The sequence below is a fragment of the Sphingobacteriales bacterium genome (genome assembly GCA_016706405.1).
Lineage (GTDB): Bacteria > Bacteroidota > Bacteroidia > Chitinophagales > UBA2359 > BJ6.
In genome coordinates this window covers 1,339,244-1,357,285 of sequence record JADJJT010000002.1, presented here as the reverse complement: position 1 = coordinate 1,357,285, position 18,042 = coordinate 1,339,244, and the positions used below count along the sequence as shown (strand labels likewise).

The following is an 18,042-nucleotide window of genomic DNA, read 5'->3' as shown; positions in this document are numbered from 1 at the left end:
TTACCGCCACAGTTTGATTTAAATTTGCGCCCCGCCATGTAATTTTTAATTTTACAAAACCTTAACAAATATTATTGCCATCAAGCCTAATAACCAACCATATCCCAAAATTGTATTTTTATGAGAAAACAGCTTGTATTATTGTTTCTTGCGCTCTTATTGAGCCAATTTGCAACCGAGGCGCAAAATACTGCCACCCCTACCCCACCCCAAACTATTGACCCTGCAAATAAGGCAGCTCTTTACGAAACCGAAATGGCTTTAATGCCCATTATGGAGCGTATGCGCAAAGATAGTACCACCGAAATGCGGTTAATTGCCAACACCGAGTTTATACCAAAATTAGTTGCCGGACTAAAAACACCTCAATCGTTTTTATATAAATTTGATTCGCTTAAAAATATGTCTATAGTTGAAGCCCCCGACCACAGTTTCCGGATTTTTACGTGGATGGTAGTGCTTGATAACGTTAATTTTACTTACCGCTATTTTGGGGCAATTCAAAAAAACAATACCGAAAAATTAGAACTACTGCCGCTTATTGATGGCAGTGCCGAAATGAGCTCGCCCGAGGTGCAAATTACAGACAACGAAAAATGGTATGGCTGCATCTATTACGGCATCCACCAATATACCTACAACAATACAAATTATTATATTTTGTTTGGCTGGGATGGCAACAATACCCGCAGCGACAAAAAAATTGGCGATGTGCTTTATTTTAACAACGGGAAACCAAGTTTTGGCGCACCAATTTTTAATATCCCTAATTTTTCAAACGAGTTAGTCATGCGCAACCGGCTTATCCTCGAATTTAAAGAGGGTGCCATTGTAAACCTTAGCTTCAATAAAGATAAAGACATGATATTGTACGACTTTTTAACCACCGAAGCCGGCGACCCGCCCAGTTCGGGCAATGGGTTTGCCTTAGTGCCCGACGGTACTTACCACGGTGTTAAACTTGACCCCAAAGACGGGGTTTGGAAATATCAATCTATAATTTTTACCGAAGTATTGTCAGAAGCACCCGTTTACCGCGAAAAATCGAAACCCGCTAAAAAAGAGAAAAAGGCTAAAAAAAGAAAAAATAGAAAGAGCAAAAAAGCAAAGTAAAACATATTATTTCTTCCGGATGCTTGCTTTGGGTGTATCAAAATTTTTCCGGATGAAATAAATCGCGCTCACTTCTTTGCAAGTGTACAATATTATCCTTGTAGTTGTGTGCTAAAAATCGTTGCCCAGCGATAAATAAATACAGCGTTGTGTTCGGCTGCCCGTATCAATACCCCATGCCACATCGAATTTCACAAAATAGCCCAATATTTTGCTTCGCAACCCATAACCATAACCCATAACAACAGGGTTTCGGTAATATTTTACGGTAGCAATAACGGGGCCGGTTGCTTCTTCGGGCGGAGTAATACCGCCTTGGTCAACGGTAACAACGGTATAGCGGTTGTCATCGTTAAACGGCGAGATGCCCGTCCAGGCAGCGCCAAAATCGGCAAAACCTACAATTTGAAACGACCGTAAAAACTCAGAGCGCAACGGGTTTCGCGCTAAATACAAAAACAACGGAATACGCAACTCGCTGTTTAATAGGGCATAGCTTGTTCCATTCCGGATGTTTTGCTTAAAACCGCGCAGTTGGGTAACATACGACTGAAAAGCATACGTGTATCTTGTATCTTCTATAGTCGAAAATTCGTATTTTTTCTGCGGATCAAACGCGAGCCAGTTTTCAACGCCGCCTAAGCGATACAACAGCCTTTTATTGCCCACCGATACGGCGCTGGCAAACCTATTTGCCCATGTAATTTGCCGGCTTACGCGCTGGTAATGCCTTGCATCCACACCTATTACGCCTAACCATCCGGTATTGTTAAATTTCATTTTTACCCGTTCCTCGTCAATAGTGCCTTCAAACGGCTTATGAAACTCTACGTATGCCTTTGCGCGCAAACCTTTAATAATATTTAAAGTTACGGGACTTGTATTATCGAAAATATACTCGGCTTTGGCAAACAACCAGTTTTCATCTAATTGTGAGGGCAGTTTGTTTGACAGCGAGTCGGTTACTAAAATGCGCAATTTGTCATTTCTAATGCCGCCGTGTAAGCGCAGGCTTTGTGCGGCATCGAACGGGTAATTAAAACTTGATTGTGCATAATGCGTGATGTTTTTACCTTCAATGGCAAATACCGGAAATCCGGGCAAACCTACCATGTATGGATTGCGTTGGGTTTTGCGGTAAAATAATAATTTTTTATCCCAACGTTTTTTCAGGTTCTGAAATTGAGCAAAATACTCCGAACTTTTAAAATCAACAGGAAGCCTAAACCCGCCCATAAAATGGTAATCTTCTAATAAATCTTTAGCCCCAATTTTAATGGTGCCGCCTAAATCGGGCTGATTAAAAAAACCACCCGTTAAGCTATAACTTTCGTAGGGGGTAAACAAAATGGCATTATCAACCTGCGAAACAACCTCATCAACGTAAAATTGTGGTTTGTAAACCCTAATATTTGTGCGTTTAAAGGTTCGGTTTGGTTGGTCAAATAAAGTGGGCACGCGAGGTGCTGTACGAAGTACATTGTTTGCAGCGCTTTCTGTTGTATTGCTGCCGTTTCCTGAGGAGGGGTTAAATTTATTTTTTCTGTTTCAAATTCGCTTTGAAAAAAATAATTTTCTTCGGATTTATCTAAGGTATCTGTTTTTAAGTCTGTTTTGTTTATTAATTCGGGCTCTGAATTGGGTTTTGTGTTGCTTGAGTTTGATGGCAGTGCTGGTGTAGGTTGGTTGTTTGGCTGTGGTGGTAGAGTTTGATTTATTTTTTTGACTTTAGCCAGATTTTCGGTTTGGCTGCGATGGACCGTATTTTGCAAACTTGGCCGCGCAGTTATTAAATCCGGAATTGGTTGCTGGTAAAAATGGTATCGGCCTTGGTAGTTTTGTAAGCTAAACCATTGTGCTGCTTTAACGGCAGCATCGCTTGAAATGGGACCTTGTGGTAAATTAGTTGCTGTCTTTATTTTGGCTACTGTTTTGTAAATTGGTTTAAAGGTTATGGTATCAATTAAACCGCTTTTAACAAATGTGTCTAACGGGTAAGCCGGATTTACCACTAACGAGTCTTTAAATTTTACCCATTTATCGGTACGAGCGAGGATACTGTCAAATTCGGCAACGTATAAATTATTGATGCCATTTTGGTCGCTCATCCATCCTACGTGGGTGCTATCTATTTGTTGGGGAGTTGTTTCGGCGGCTAAAGGTGTAAAAGTACATTGTGCCAAAGCATTACCATCGTTTTTACCCTCGAGCGTGTATAAAAATACATTATGATTACCAACTGGCAACAAGGTATCGGGTTTGGCAGCGCTTAAGGTATCGGTAGGCCGGTTCGATATAAATAAAATACCAGTCCGGTCTTTGAGGGCAATATAATTAGCATCTAAATCGGTATAATAATCGTCTGTTAGCTGCACCGTTCCGGCTGTTGGTATATTAAACAAGTACAAATCTACCTGCCCGTTGCGCATGGCAGTAATTACCATATTTCGGGGGTCGTTTGTAAAATCTATGCTGTATATTTGTTGAAACTTGACAATTTCGTCGCTTTGTCGCTCGTGCGTTTCGGCATTATACACTAAAAGGCGTGTTTGGTCGCGGCGGTCGTAAACAACGCCCAAAAATTTACTTTTATTATCCCAGGTTAGCAGGGGGTAAACATCGTCGTTAGGTTGGTTGGGGGCGCGGTAGCCATTGCGCAGTATTATTTTGGTTTCTTTTGTTTGGGTATCAAAAAGTTTAACTTTTTGCCGGCCATATTCGCTGGTTGCCCACGCCATATAACGGCCATCGGGACTAACTTTTAAATTATAGTAATCTATATGTAATTTTTGTGCTCGTTTTTTTGAAGTGTAAAGTTTAAGGCTATCATCCGGAAGTAACAAATTATTGCGTTCGGCAAGGTATCGTTGTTGGTAATATTCTAAAAAATCGACCAAAGTTCCTTTTAAATCATTGCCCAAAACAAACATAAATCCGCTTTCTAAACTGCGGTTTACGCGGGTAATATACAGCAAATTAGGTATGGCGGGCTGGCCGTGCAATTGGGCAATATAATGCCAAAGTGCGTGGCCGGCAAAAGTAGCCTCTTCGCCTTCTAACTGATTAAAATGGTCAAAGCGTTTGCGTTCAATAAGGTTGCGCAATTGGTCATCGTGTTGTGCGCTCCAGGGTTGCCCCAAATACGAGGTGAGGCCGTTTATAAACCAATCGGGCAAATTTAGCAGTACCGCGTTTTGTAATACCTCTTGAATATTGCCGCCGTGCATCATTTTGGCCAATAAAATACCGGCAATGCCCTCGCGAACCTGCCGCTGAAGGTCGCTGTAGTTGCCATTAAAATAAATAAATACTTTATTACCTATGGTTTTGGTAATGCCCCCCGGATTAGTTTGCCAAGCAGTAAGGCCAATATTGGTTTGGCGCAAATCGCTAATATTGTGGTACACCATAATATCAATCCGGTTATTGTTTTTAAACTCTAATTTCGACTCTAATTCTGCTAAATTTTGTTCGGCCATAAATACCACAAACCGGCCTAAATTTTGCCCTCCCTGGTAAAAATAGGTAGTAAAATTTGGCGACTCATAACTTGTCCAAATAAACTGGTGATATTGTACTCTGTTTTGCCCAAAATCGGTGTTAAATCCTTGTGCGAAGGCATTAATTGTCCGGATACCATTGCTCAAAGCAAGGAACAACAAAAACAAGCGAATATAAGTGTGAAAATTAACGCGCGGTGAAAGGTGTTTCAGCATTTTTAATAAAAATTACAAGTAATATTGGCCTGAATTAATTTGGTAGAGGTAAAAATAAAGGCTTAGTTGGATGTATCAGGGGTAAAAAAAATTTCCGACCTGTTAATTAACGAGGATAAAGTGCTAAAAGTTGTGTTTTAGCGGGGCAAATACTGTTAGACAAGATGAATTACCATCAATATCGGTTGTTTCCGGATTAAAGTTAAGCCAACTAATATGCATCAATTAATCTTCCAAGTCAAAATTAACCGTATAACTAAGTCCGGCCATATTAAAATTATAACCTGTGCCTTTTTTGCCGTTATAGGTTAAACTCAGCCAGTTGTTGCCACCCACTTTAACTCCGACTGCCAAACCATATTTAGCGGCATATTCATTTAAATAGCCACAAGCACTAAACATAAATTTTTCGTCAAATATTGTTTGGAGGCCATATTGTAAATTTGGTTTATACGTTACACTAAATGACTTAGAGGCAAGCACTTGCTTAAGCTGTATAAACGGCTTTAGCATCCAGCGTTTTTGCACCAACCAATTGTAGTGGGCATTTACACCCATTACCCGCATAAACCTAAACGAAATACCGGGCTGGTAAAATTGATAATCGGGTTGATTTGTATTTACAAACGAAGCACCCAATGAGGCTTGACCCAAACGCAGCAAAAAACCAAAATCTAATTTAGGTTTAAATTTCGACTCAATAAGCGGTACTATTACAGTGCCGCCTGTTCCGCCCGTTCCAAACAAGCCGTTATCGTTGGTTGAAAACCTAATAAACCCCACGCCAACCCCAAACCGAAGGTACGATGCTTCTGAACCGCCCAAAAATTGTTGGTAATTATACATGCCCGTAAGCATCAAAATTTTATCTTTGTCGTCATTGTTAAAATTCACAAAATTGGCCTGCAATCCAAACCCCGACTTAATAGACGTAGCGGGGCCATGCCAGTAGCCAACAATTTGCAAAGGCGCCGAGGTGTCGGCGGCGGCCTTATTCCAGCCATATTGTGCAGCCAAGCCCAATTTAGGCATATCGGTTTCGCCGGCAATCGCCGGATTTGTCATTAGCAAATTATTGGCATAAAACGAACTATTTGGCAATTCGCGGGGTAAATAATAGCCTTGCCCATAAACAAGCGGCATCAAACAAGTCAATAAAATACTGATAAAAACTAAAAAACGCATAATAAACAGACATTAATAGATTTAGATGCCGTAAAACTACCCTAAATTTGCCAAATTTTCCGGATGTTTTTTTTTCTTCCGGATAAAAAGACTGGGCAAAGGCATCCATCGGTTTAAAATTACCTCATCTAAGTTCAAATTACAGCAGCAGATATGTCAGACAAAAAAATATCAAAGCAATTTCACTGGCTTTTACCTTTCCTAATTGTTTGTATTACCGCTATTTGCTTTTACCCCAGTTTAACCAACGCCAATTTTGTAAACTGGGATGATGACCGCTACCTACTTAATAATATTGCCAAATTAACTGCCCCCATAACTGCGTTTTTTACCCAACCATTTGTTGATAATTATATGCCGCTAACTGCTATTTCGTGGGTTGTAAATTATAAACTAAACGGTTTAAATCCTTTTGGTTACCATTTTGTAAATTTGATTTTGCATTTATTAAACACAGTTTTAGTATATATTTTGGTTAAAAAAATTACCGCTAATAATTTGAAAATGGCCGTATTTGTAGCTTTATTTTTTGCCATTTCGCCCTTACGTGCCGAGTCGGTGGCGTGGGCTACAGGGCGCAAAGATGTTTTGTATATGGCCTTCTTTTTATCCGGATTATTGACGTGGTGGCAATACATCGGCTCAAACCATCGAAAATATTATATTTATACGCTGTTATTTTTTGTAGCGGCTTTAATGAGTAAGCCAGCAGCCATTGTTTTTCCGCTAATACTGCCTTTGCTCGAGTACCTTACGCCGCGCTGCCCCATACTTAAAGGGCGCGCCTTGATTGAAAAATTGCCTTTTGTAGGTTTGGCTGTTTTGTTTGGTGTTATTACCTGGCAAATTCAGGCCGGGCAAGCCATTGGAAACTGGGGGCAGTTTAGCGCAGTGCAAAAAATTAGTTTTACCTGTTACGCTTTATTGCAATATGGTGTTAATATGTTAATACCGTTTAAAACGGCAGCCCTACACCCTTATCCTGTGTTTGATGCCCAAACTAATTTGCCATTTTATTATTATGCCGCTATACCAGTAGCAGTTCTTGTATTTGGCCTATTCTTATATTGGGCGTACAAAAATGTTTGGATTCGGTTGGCTTTGGGTATTTATATTGCCGGATTTTTGCTGGTACTACCTGTTTGGCAGGTGGGCAACGCCATTATGGCCGACAGATACACTTATTTAAGCGCAATTGGCTTAGGTTTGGGTTTGGCTTGGTGGCTATTTAGCGATAAATCACAAGCGCAACGAGCCGCTGCAAACCGCTGGCCTAAACTTGTTACCGCGCTCCTTGGTTTGTGGTTTTTTGTCTCCGGATGGCTAACTGTCGAAGCCACTCAACGTTGGCAAAACAGCGAATTGCTTTGGACGCACGCCATTGACTTATATCCGCAAGGGCATTTTTTGGCTTATAACAAACGCGGCGAGGTTTTTTACGAAGCTGGCAAATTTGACCGTGCCTTAGCCGATTATGAGGCAGCCATTAAAGCCCAACCCAAACATTATTTGGGCTATGCGGGGCGGGGGCAGGTATTGCTAAATGCCAAAAAATTCGACCAGGCCCTGCCCGATTTCAACCAAGCAATTTCGCTTAACCCACAAAGCGCAGCCACCTACAACAGTCGCGGGCATTTATATTACCAAACACAACAATTTGAGGCCGCCTTAGCCGATTATTCGAAAGCTATTGCCCTTGACCCAACCTATTACCGCGCCTTTAATAACCGTGCCATTATTTACCACACACAAGGCAATAAAGCCGCCGCCTTAGCTGATTACGACCAAGCGCTAAAACTGAAACCCAATTATACAAATGCAAAAATTAACAGGCAAAAGCTATTAGAACAAACCCCTTAAAAAGAGCCTAAACATTTTAGCCACATTATCCGGATGAATGTTGCATGCCGATAAACTTGCTCTACACATTAAATCTAAAGTGCATAATATCGCCATCTTTTACTACATACTCCTTTCCTTCAATATGCAGTTTGCCGGCCTCGCGGGCGGCACTTTCCGAGCCATACTTCACAAAATCATCGTATTGCATTACCTCGGCACGAATAAATCCGCGCTCAAAATCGCTGTGAATAACGCCGGCGGCTTGCGGAGCTTTGGTGCCTTGGGTAATTGTCCAAGCGCGTACTTCTTTTTCTCCGGCAGTAAAATAAGTAAGTAATTTTAGCAATTTATAGCTTGAGGCAATTAAGCGTACAATTCCGGGTTCTTGTAGGCCCATCGTTTGCAAAAACTCTAAACGCTCTTCGTAACTTTCTAACTGCATGATGTCGGCTTCTAAGCCTGCCGAAATAATAAGCACTTCGGCATCTTCGTCCTTAATAGCATTTTGCAAGGCTTGGGTATAGGCATTTCCGGATGCAGCCGAATCTTCGTCCACATTACAGACGTACAAAACGGGTTTTGCGGTCAGCAAGTTTAAATCTTCAATGGCAAATCGGTCTTTGTCTTCAACGGGGGCGGTTCTTGCCGATTTTCCATGCTCTAAATGCTCCTTGTAAATATTTAAAATATCAACGGTGCGGTGTGCTTCTTTGTCGCCGGCATTGGCAGCACGTTGTAGTTTGTTTATTTTTTTTTCTACGCTTTCTAAATCTTTAAGTTGCAGTTCAATGTCAATAATTTCTTTGTCGCGAACGGGGTTTACCGAGCCGTTTACATGCACAATATTGTCGTTGTCAAAGCACCTAATAACGTGCAAAATGGCATCGGTATCGCGTATATTTCCTAAAAATTGGTTGCCAAGCCCTTCGCCTTTGCTAGCTCCGGCCACTAAGCCAGCTATATCAACAATTTCGACTGTGGTAGGTACAACGCGCTGCGGATTTACAATACGCTCTAATACATTAAGTCGCTCGTCGGGTACGTTTACTACGCCTATATTTGGCTCGATGGTGGCAAAAGGGTAATTTGCCGCCAAGGCTTGCGCGTTTGAAAGGCAGTTAAATAATGTTGATTTTCCTACGTTAGGCATCCCTACAATACCACATTTTAGACCCATATATATAATATTTTATTTGCTTTTATGAAATGAGGCGCAAAATTACGAAAAAATAAGCTTGGTTGGGCTACATGAGGCAACTTTTCGGTAGCAATGTCTGTTATATAATAAACTATTAATCAGTTTTTTGTAAATTTTAAGCAATAATCAATATTTTACGAAGGAAAACTTGCCTAAAACAAAAAATTTACCTTAATTTAGCAATATAATTAAATTAAAAACAAATATTATTCACCGTTTTTTTAAAACTAAATTTTAAAAAATGAATTATTCCCAGCGACCAACCACCATACGATATGGCTAATTAATTATATTTAATTGTATTAGTAGCCATTCAATTAGTGTTAAATATAATTTTACTTATATTATATCAAATTATTTTTTAACCAAATTTACGTGTTATTTTTATGGTTACAATCATCTTCTCACTACTGCTTTTTCTATTTTTTATAGACAAGGCAACCCGTAAGGGTTTTAAACCAAGCGACCAACAACTACACAATGTTGGTTTGGATGTACTACGACAAACAAACGGCAACTTTGAAAGTTTAACTGTAAAAACTGATTATCACAACGACGAAAACGCAAAAAGTATTACTTGTGTTACATTCAGATGGACGATTACCGAATGCTTTTTTTTCAACCACTATTGCGAAGTTACAGGTATTATTCACACAAATGAATATAACCAAGTAGTTAAGTTTCAAAGTTTTAACACCAATGCAACCCTTAAACGTTATGGTTTTGAAAACCATGACATTACATTAAACTACTACAACTAAAACTACTTTTATCGACTAAAAACTTACACTGCACTTTTTTATCCGGATAAAAAATAGAATGAACGGCGTATTTTTGCCCCATGGAAAATCAAAATGCACCGTTTACCTCCTCTAACTCTAACCATTCAGCAAGTACCGGTACTACTGCTGAGGGAAACACCTCGGCACAGCAAATTAAACATAATATTGATGCCCACAACCACGTTGCCAAGTGGTACGACCAAAAACATGCCGAAATTTACAACCCCGTTGAGCAAGAACGGCTAACACAGTTGTTGCAAAAAATGGTAACGGCATTGCCTATGCCGGCCAATCAGGTTCATGCTTGCGATGTAGGCGCTGGCACGGGCAATATTACCCTCAAATTATTGGCATTGGGCTGCCATGTTACCGCTGCCGATGTATCTGAAACATCGCTAAATTTGTTGCGGCAAAAAACACCTCTTAACGACCTGCCCCGTTTGCAAACCGTTGTCATACAAGGCGAACGCTTGCCATTTGCACCTAATTCGTTTCAATTAGTAACAACTTATTCGGTGCTGCACCATATACCAAACTACTTAAATGCGGTAAAAAATCTACTCGATATATGTGCGCCACAAGGTTTTGTTTTAATTGACCACGAACACGCAGCACAACATTGGCAACCCGACCCCACCTTACAGGCATGGCAACAAATTGTAAGAATGACCCGCTACGAGCACCTGCGCGGCTTAATTACACGCGGCGAACTATTTACCTTGCCCTTTGTTAAAACAATTTTTCAAAAACTATTTGTAAACCCTCGTTACGAGCGCGAAGGCGACCTGCACGTTTGGCCCGACGACCATATTGAATGGCCTAAAATTTTAGAACTTGCCAGCCAAAATAATTTCCGGATAGTTGAATCGCCGCAATATTTGCTCTACCACCCCAAAGCTACAATCCAGCAATACGAATATTACCAGCCGCTTTGCGCCAATATGCAATACGCCTGGTTAGAAAACTTAACTGAAGGCAATTAGGTTCGTTGAACAAGAACAAAAGAAAGAAAAGGCAGGTTTTAAAATTTAAACATTATTGGTTTTTAGCGAAAGTTTTAATCAGCAGCAATTAATTCCGGATAAAAGAAAATACAAGCAACAAATCAGGTAAAATCAGGTTCTAAGTGGTGCAAATAGCATGGAAAATTTCACCCCTATTTTTGCACAAATCTAACCAATCCCGAAGGGATATTATGTTTATAGAAAACCAAAATATACACAGGGTTCGACCCCAACGGGGTCGCATAAAACCCAACACAACCGGTTCTATAAACCTTTGAACCCTTGGGGTTCTAAGCTATGGAAATAGTGTAACAACTTAGGCTATTTGTTTTTGAGCAAACTACACATAACCAAAAAATAAATTTATATATTTGAGCAAAAAACGGCAATAAAGTTTTGTTTGCTGATAATAAAAATTATTAAATTGCTGGCAGATTTAAACAACCAATTTTTTCATCCATAAAAATAGTATAAAATGAAACATGTTGTTAAAAACTTTAATTTAGTGGGGGGGGTAATGTATAGCCTTATTGTTATGTTTAACTTAGCGCTATACCCCAATTTAAAAACCTATGCCCAACAAGACCCTTTTAACCAACCCAAGCGCAGCTAATTGTCTATAACCGTTACGGACAGCGTGTTTTTAACGGAAATGCCTTTGATGGTTGGAGCGGTGTTTTACCCAACAACACCCCCGCACCCGTTGGCGTGTATGTATATATGTTCAGCTACACCAACCCTTTATCCGGATTAACCGAAACGCAAAAAGGAAATATTACGCTGTTGCGGTAACGATGCATTGTTTTGCAAGATTGGTTTGTTAGTAATTCCTATTTTTATAGCTTTACATTTAGCCGCATTTATTATAGTTAAAGCCATTTTATTGTTACTCCAAATAGGCTGGAAATCAGTTTAAAAAAAACAATTCCATTATGATATACGACTCCATTTACTTCGGCTTTCGCGGCGCCAAGCCTCATAAAACTGTTTTAAATTATGGTTATCCGGGTTTTGCATATTAGCATCGGCATCTAAAAGTTTTGAGGCTGCAGCCCTTGCCTCGGCCAATAACGCACTGTCTTTTACTATGTCGGCCAATTTAAACTGCACTAATCCGCTTTGTTGGGTGCCGTCTAAATCGCCAGGGCCGCGCAACTGCATATCAACTTCGGCAATTTTAAAACCATCGGTAGTGGCTACCATGGTGCGCATACGCACACGGGCATCGTGGGTAAGTTTGTCGCCAGTAAGCAGTACGCAATAGCTTTGCGCTGCCCCCCGCCCCACACGCCCTCGCAACTGGTGTAGCTGCGACAGGCCAAAACGCTCGGCACTTTCAATTATCATAACGCTGGCATTTGGCACATCTACGCCTACCTCGATAACCGTTGTGGCAAGCATAATTTGCGTAAGCCCCTGCTTAAATCGCTGCATTTCGGCTTCTTTTTCGCTGGGGCTAAGTTTGCCATGCACTACACTAATAGTATAGGTTGGTTGCGGAAAAGCAAACGACAACATTTCGTAGCCCTGCATCAGGTTTTTGTAGCTCAAAGCCTCACTTTCTTTAATCAGTGGGTAAACAATATACACTTGCCTGCCCAAGGCAATTTCGTGGCGCATAAAGTCAAAAACGGCTTGCCTTTGCCGCTCGCTGTAATGTACTGTTTTAATTGGTTTGCGTCCGGGGGGCAGTTCGTCAATAATCGAAACATCTAAATCGCCGTAAATAGTCATGGCCAAGGTGCGCGGTATGGGCGTAGCACTCATAACCAAAACATGCGGTAACACGGTGGTTTTTGCCCATAAACGCGCGCGTTGCGCTACACCAAACCGGTGTTGCTCGTCAATAACCACCATACCGAGTTTATTAAACTGAACGGGGTCTTCTAATAAAGCGTGTGTGCCAATTAATACTTGAAGTTCGCCGTTGGCAAGCCGGGGCAACAGTTCTTTGCGAGCTTTGGCTTTGGTGCTTCCGGTAAGCAAACCAACTGTAATAGGCAGGTTTTGAAGCATTAACCCTATATTGTTGGCATGTTGTTGGGCTAAAATTTCGGTTGGCGCCATTAGGCAGGCCTGGCAATTATTATCAATAGCCATTAACATAGCCATTAAAGACACTATTGTTTTGCCGCTCCCTACATCGCCTTGCAACAAGCGGTTCATTTGTTTGCCGGCAAGGGTGTCGCTTCTAATTTCGCGCAGCACCCGTTTTTGGGCGTTGGTTAGGGCAAAGGGCAAATGCTGGTTGTAGAAACTGTTAAAATACTCGAGTGCCGGAAATCGCCAGCCCTGGTTGTTTTGCCGGTTACTGTTGCGACTCAACAAAATACGCAACTGTAGTAAAAAAAAACTCTTCAAATTTTATGCGGCGTTGAGCGGCGGCAATTTGCGCTTCGGTTTCCGGAAAGTGGATATAACGATAAGCATCGGCACGATTTATAAGTTTGTAGTGTTGCCTTATTTCCTCCGGAAGAAATTCGGGCAGGTCTTTTTCGGGTTGAAGTTTTTCAAATAAATTCCGGATAAGTTTATAGATGCCTTTGCTGTCTAAAAAGCGGGTTTTTAGTTTTTCAGTCGAGCTGTAAACGGGTTCATATTTTGCCGTAGCCGTATTTGTTTCGGTGTTGTCGGCAAGTTCGGTTACAAATGGGGTAATTTCGGGGTGCGAGATACTAAATTTTGCCCCAAATTGGCTTGGTTTTCCAAATACTAAATAAATTTTTCCGGGAGTAAGGTATTGTTTTACATAGCCAAACCCCTGAAACCACACCAACTCAATACTGCCCGTATCGTCAGACAAGGTAGCGGCAAGGCGGCGGGTTCGTCCTTCGCCTAATTCTTCAAATTTACCCAAAACCCCTTTAATTTGTACTAACTGCGTGCTGGGATTAATTTGGCCTATCGGGTAAATTTGGGTTTTATCAATGTATCTAAAAGGGTAATGCTCTAATAAGTCGCCTAAGCTAATGAGGTTTAGCTCGGCCCTAAGCAGTTCGCCCTTTTGGGGGCCAATGCCTTTAAGGTATTCAATTGGGGTTTCTAAAAGTAGAGCAGTAGGGTTTAGCGCCATATTTGCATTAATGGTAACACAAGAAAAAGCAAACCGCTAAGATAGCGTTTTTTTTAGTATTCTTAAAAAAAAGTGTATTATTTTTGGAGGATACTGTTACATTTTTTGATTAAACACATGTTGTTTTAAATTTAAAGTTTAGCCGCCGGCATGGTTTTATCCGGATAAAAAACAAAAATCCCCTGCAAAGAAGATGATTCTTCATTGCCGGGGAAGTTGAAAAAACGTGGGGATATCTTCTGAAAAAATTTACAAGTTTAAATCCTAATTATTTTGTGGTCAAACTAAAATGCAGTAAGTCTGTTTATTGCATTCCACCCGTTGGAAACTTATAACTAATGCCGTTGGGGGCCTCGCCAACTGATATGGTATGGGTTACTTTTTGGGTGGCTACATCAATAACAGAAACTGTATTGCTTTTGCTGTTGGTAACATAAACACTTTGCCCATCATTGCTTACTACAACACCATGTGCCGCATTGCCCACATCAATAGTATTGGTTACCGATGAAGCGGCAATATCAATAACATATACTTTGTTAGAAACAGGGTCGGTTCCAACACCGCCTTGGTCGCAAACATAAAGCAACTTATTATCGGGAGTAGGATATAATTGTATTGGCCCCAAAGCCCCTGCCGGAAGTGCTATTTTGGTAACCTGTTTAGTTTGTATATCATACATTGCAACCTCTTTTGTATCATATAAAGAGGCAAAGGCATATTTTCCATCCGGAGTAACAGCGGTTTGTACTGCCATTCCGCCTAAAGGTACCTCATCTATTTGCCCACTTGAAATATTTATTATCGACATGCTTTTTGCCCCCATATTAGCCACATACAGATTTCCTTTTGAATACCTCAAGCCATGCGGTTCATACGTTGCGCCAAGGTTATATCTTTTCACTTCGGTGTAGGTTTTGGCATCAATTTGTATAACCTGGCCAGCTTCATTGGCAGTTGCAAATGCGTAGGTTGAGGCAGTGTCGAGCACTATATGCCCAAGATGCTGATTAACGCCGACATTAATCTTTTTTAAGATACTATGATTGGCAACTGGGTCAATCACAATAACTTGCTCCATGTCTCCGCCATCATGGGCTGTGGCTGTTACCCAAACAGACTTTCCGTCGGGTGCCACCTGTACGTTGTGCGGCATAAGCCCCATTTGAGACGAGTGGTGGTCGCTGATTACTATGCTGCCAACTACTTTGTTTTCTAACGGATTAATGACTGTAATTTTTCCTTCATCCTCTTCGGCAACATATACCGCATAAGGTTGGTAAGGTATTTCGTTGTGGTTGGAATGGTCTTTTTTGCAGCCCACAACAATAGATAGTGCATAAATAAAGACAAACAAAAATAATACTGCCCTCAAAGAGACAAAATTAAATTTAATCATGTTTTAATAAGGTTTTATATGAATTAATATTATAATAAAAAGTAGGGGTGTTAATTAGAAAGTTTCTTATTTCATGGTTAGACTCAGGTTTTGTCGGAGAACTAAACCCTGTACATTTTAACGAACAACCTGATTGAATGGTTTTGATAAAACACAGTAATATAACAGTTAAAAGCAATTATACACAATACTATTAAATCTTAAATATTTTTAGCATTAAAAACGCCTAAACTTATGATTAATTTGATTATAGGATTGGTATGATTTTGAGAACAAAGCAGCACCTACTGTTTTTTCCGGAGAAACCTCTTCGTTGTCTCTTATCCGGATAAAAAACCAAGCATTAAACGCTAATTAGAAATTAAAATAACGGGGTTCTTAATGCTTCCGGAAAAATTATTGCAGAGCAAGTTTTCGCTTCAAAAATCATCACTATCAAGCTTAAAATAATATCGTAAATTTGCGCCATTAATAAACTGCCTGCCCAATAAACTATGTTGAAAGCCTTTTTTACCTTTATAATTGTTATTATTGGTGTATTTTTATTGCAGCCGGTAACAGCCCAACCGCCGGCATCGTGTACTAACCAACGCTATCGCACCGATATTTTTACTGCCAACACGCAAACTAATGTAGCTACCTACGCTACAGCTACAGCGGTAATGTATCCGCCATATATTTCAGAAACAAGCACTTATAGTCAAAACCTTAAATTTGACCTATACACCCCCGCCGGCGACACGTGCACCAAACGCCCATTGGTAATTGTGGCCTTTGGCGGTGCATTTTTGGTTGGCACTAAAAGCCAAATAGAGTTGGTAGCATTTTGTAAAGCCTTAGCCCGCAAAGGTTATGTGGCAGCCGCCATTGATTACCGCTTGGGTTACAATATACTAAACGAAAGCACTGCTATTAGGGCTGTTTATAGGGCGGGGCAAGATGTTAGGGCTGCCGTTCGTTATTTTAAAGAGCATGCCAGCACTTATGGCATAGATACCAACTATATTTTTGCCGGAGGCAATAGCGCCGGTGCTGTCGCCTCCATACATACCGCGTATTTAACCGATGCCGAGCGCGCAGCCTCGCCCTTGTTAATACCAACCTACACCGTTGACCAACCACTTTTGCCCGATTGGCCCGACCTGGGCTGCATTGATTGCTCGGGTAACAATTACGTACACAACGGAGCGCCCAAGGCAGTGGTAAACCTATGGGGTGCCATTGGCGATACCCTTTTTATGGATGCTGGCGAAGCGGCTATTGTTTCGTTTCATGGCACCAACGATAATATTGTAAATATTGGGGCGGGTGTTCCTTTTGGGGCTACAGGCTTTTTTCCGGTATTATATGGCTCGCAACCAATAAGTGAGCGTGCTGCAAACATCCCCTTAGCCTTTGAATTTTATCCCTTTGAAGGGCAAGGGCACGAGCTTTGGACAAACCCTACCAACGCAGATTTTATAAATGAAAAAACGGCGTTATTTTTATATCATCACTTGTTAAAACCTACAAAACCAACCCTTTTAGGCAATGCAACGGCTTGCAATAACGGCCTCGAAACCTACTCGGTAACACACCACTATGGCAGTGTTTGGTGCTGGCAAATAGTGGGGGGGCAAATTGTTGGCGATGCCACACAAAACAGCATTCAGGTAAATTGGCAAACGCCGGGCATGGGTAGTATTACGGTGCGCGAAATTAACTCGTTAGTGGCCGAAAGTGATACCGCCTATATGTCCGTAAACATTGTAAATCCACCTGTACCTATTAATTTAACTGCTGCCAATATAGGTTTAGGCAGCGCTGATATTAGTTGGAGTGAGCCTTATGGCTTTGAAACTGAAATAAGATACCGGCAAATAAACGGAAACAATACTTGGGCGACCACTTCGGGCGGTGATTCCGGATTTAAAATTTTATCCGGATTAAGCCCATGTAGTCAATACGAAATGCAAATTAGCTCACTTTGTAGTGAAACTCAAAGTCAATATTCGACCTCGGTATTTTTTAACACGCCTTGCGCAAACTTAGCCGTTACCTGCTTTTTAGAAGGTAGTTTTAACAATAATACCCAAACTATGAATACTACGCTGCGCAGTAAAGATCTTTTACCCAATACGCAGCCCTTTAATACCGCACCTTGGTGGTATGCGGGCAACCAAGCAACCCCCACCCTACCCTCGCAAGTAGTTGATTGGGTGCTAATAGAGCTTAGACCACAACAAAACACAACCCAAATAGCCGAGCGCCACGCAGCGCTGCTGTTTGCCGATGGCAGCATTAGGGCAACCAATGGCAATACTTTTATTACTTTATCGGCCAATATTAACCCCACCTTAGCTTACTACGTAATTGTGAGGCACCGTAACCATTTAGGCGTTATGAGCGCGCAAGCACTGCCGGTTTCAAACACTATGACATGGAATTTTAGTACGCAGGTGCAACAGGTCTACGGCATAGGCCAACAAATATACAGCGCGAGCGGCATTGCCTTGCTGCGTGCCGGCGACGCCGATGCCTCGGGCAATATTACCGTTGCCGATTTTAACGTGTATAACAGCATGACCGCTTTGTTAAACGGTTATTATAAGCCCGATTTTAATTTGGATGGCAATATTACAGTTGCCGATTTTAATCTTTACCACCCCAACGCAAGTAGTATAGGAGTTTGGGAAGTACAAAACCCTTAAAATCTATCCGGATAATTATAATAGAAGTTAAAAATAGTCT

At 41.1% G+C, this 18,042-nt stretch carries 12 protein-coding genes and 1 pseudogene; 7 read left to right on the top strand and 6 right to left on the bottom strand.

Features of this window, described 5'->3' with window-relative positions:
• Positions 1–120: 120 nt before the first annotated feature.
• A complete protein-coding gene (locus IPI59_11570; protein ID MBK7528168.1) occupies positions 121–1,113 on the top strand; it encodes a hypothetical protein in 993 nt (330 codons plus the stop codon).
• 1,316 nt (positions 1,114–2,429) lie between these two features.
• Here IPI59_11570 and IPI59_11565 read toward each other — a convergent pair.
• The 3 genes from IPI59_11565 to IPI59_11555 all read right to left on the bottom strand — a co-directional run bounded on the left by IPI59_11565 (position 2,430) and on the right by IPI59_11555 (position 6,123).
• Positions 2,430–4,829 (bottom strand): hypothetical protein, encoded by a 2,400-nt coding sequence (locus tag IPI59_11565; GenBank protein MBK7528167.1) that lies wholly within the window; start codon positions 4,827–4,829, stop codon positions 2,430–2,432.
• A 225-nt stretch (positions 4,830–5,054) separates the two neighbouring features.
• A complete protein-coding gene (locus IPI59_11560; protein MBK7528166.1) occupies positions 5,055–5,975 on the bottom strand; it encodes a type IX secretion system membrane protein PorP/SprF in 921 nt (306 codons plus the stop codon).
• Positions 5,920–6,123: a hypothetical protein gene (locus IPI59_11555; protein MBK7528165.1), complete on the bottom strand. Its 204-nt coding sequence runs from the start codon at positions 6,121–6,123 to the stop codon at positions 5,920–5,922. The genes IPI59_11560 and IPI59_11555 overlap by 56 nt, the downstream gene beginning before the upstream one ends.
• Before the next feature lie 44 nt (positions 6,124–6,167).
• Here IPI59_11555 and IPI59_11550 point away from each other — a divergent pair, with 44 nt between their 5' ends.
• The gene (locus tag IPI59_11550; GenBank protein MBK7528164.1) at positions 6,168–7,874 is read left to right on the top strand and encodes a tetratricopeptide repeat protein; all 1,707 of its coding nucleotides are present in this window, start codon (positions 6,168–6,170) and stop codon (positions 7,872–7,874) included.
• A gap of 61 nt (positions 7,875–7,935) precedes the next feature.
• Here the strand turns inward: IPI59_11550 and ychF are convergent, their stop codons facing one another.
• Entirely contained in the window at positions 7,936–9,033 is a 1,098-nt protein-coding gene (ychF, locus tag IPI59_11545; GenBank protein MBK7528163.1) for a redox-regulated ATPase YchF, read from the bottom strand.
• Positions 9,034–9,440: 407 nt separating this feature from the next.
• On the opposite strand from ychF, the gene IPI59_11540 reads away from it, so the two are divergent.
• The 4 genes from IPI59_11540 to IPI59_11525 all read left to right on the top strand — a co-directional run bounded on the left by IPI59_11540 (position 9,441) and on the right by IPI59_11525 (position 11,632).
• Entirely contained in the window at positions 9,441–9,815 is a 375-nt protein-coding gene (locus IPI59_11540) for a hypothetical protein (protein MBK7528162.1), read from the top strand.
• An 80-nt stretch (positions 9,816–9,895) separates the two neighbouring features.
• On the top strand, positions 9,896–10,819 hold the full coding sequence (locus IPI59_11535) for a class I SAM-dependent methyltransferase (GenBank protein MBK7528161.1): 924 nt from the start codon (positions 9,896–9,898) through the stop codon (positions 10,817–10,819).
• Positions 10,820–11,315: 496 nt separating this feature from the next.
• A complete protein-coding gene (locus IPI59_11530; protein ID MBK7528160.1) occupies positions 11,316–11,453 on the top strand; it encodes a hypothetical protein in 138 nt (45 codons plus the stop codon).
• Positions 11,453–11,632: a gliding motility-associated C-terminal domain-containing protein gene (locus tag IPI59_11525; protein ID MBK7528159.1), complete on the top strand. Its 180-nt coding sequence runs from the start codon at positions 11,453–11,455 to the stop codon at positions 11,630–11,632. The genes IPI59_11530 and IPI59_11525 overlap by 1 nt, the downstream gene beginning before the upstream one ends.
• Positions 11,633–11,770: 138 nt before the next feature.
• Here IPI59_11525 and recG read toward each other — a convergent pair.
• Positions 11,771–13,913: pseudogene (recG, locus tag IPI59_11520) on the bottom strand (ATP-dependent DNA helicase RecG).
• Positions 13,914–14,217: 304 nt separating this feature from the next.
• Positions 14,218–15,312 carry a hypothetical protein gene (locus IPI59_11515; protein MBK7528158.1) on the bottom strand — a complete coding sequence of 365 codons (1,095 nt, stop codon included), beginning with the start codon at positions 15,310–15,312 and terminating at the stop codon, positions 14,218–14,220.
• A 494-nt stretch (positions 15,313–15,806) separates the two neighbouring features.
• Between IPI59_11515 and IPI59_11510 the strand changes: the two genes are divergently transcribed.
• The gene (locus IPI59_11510) at positions 15,807–18,002 is read left to right on the top strand and encodes a carboxylesterase family protein (protein MBK7528157.1); all 2,196 of its coding nucleotides are present in this window, start codon (positions 15,807–15,809) and stop codon (positions 18,000–18,002) included.
• The last annotated feature ends 40 nt before the right edge of the window (positions 18,003–18,042 follow it).